At 64.2% G+C, this 514-nt stretch carries 1 protein-coding gene; it reads left to right on the forward strand.

Going from position 1 to position 514, the window contains the following annotated elements; genetic code table 11:
• Nucleotides 1-477 (forward strand): hypothetical protein (locus tag ACFHWU_RS29385; RefSeq protein WP_416592337.1); only part of this gene is annotated, 477 nt, incomplete at its 5' end.
• Between the last annotated feature and the right edge of the window lie 37 nt (nt 478-514).

Below are 514 nucleotides of genomic sequence, written 5' to 3' on the forward strand. Positions count from 1 at the left end.
TCATGCAGACCGGCCTGCTCGGCCAGGCGCATCACCGGAACGAGACCGGCACACGACACCAAATTCGGATCGTCGAACGTCGCGCGCACCACTGGCGCGTTCGTCAGCGATAACCAAAGCGTAGTCACCGTGCTCGATGGCGCACTCGTCGACCCGCTCCAACAGGTGCTGAAGCACTACGGTATGCGGCGGGTCAGGGTGGGGGTAGCGGGCACGTTGCCCGACTACTTCCATGGCTCGGGCGATGACCATGACGTCCTGCGCGGCGACCGCTTCGATCACGTCATCGAACACACCGACCCGCGCCCGAACTGGCACTTCCGCCTAACCGCCACCCGCGTGAAAGATCTCGTGCCCATGGAGTTCGACCTTCGCGTCCAGCCGATACGCCGCTGCCGCAGCGGCAGCAACCCGGAGGACTTCCCGAAAGGGGTCCGCCGATTCGGAGCCAATCTTTGTCTATGTAACGTGGCGTGACGGCCGGGGTGTGATCAACTCGGGCGTGTCGCTTGTG

This window comes from Micromonospora sp. LOL_015 (assembly GCF_048060275.1).
GTDB lineage: Bacteria > Actinomycetota > Actinomycetes > Mycobacteriales > Micromonosporaceae > Micromonospora_E.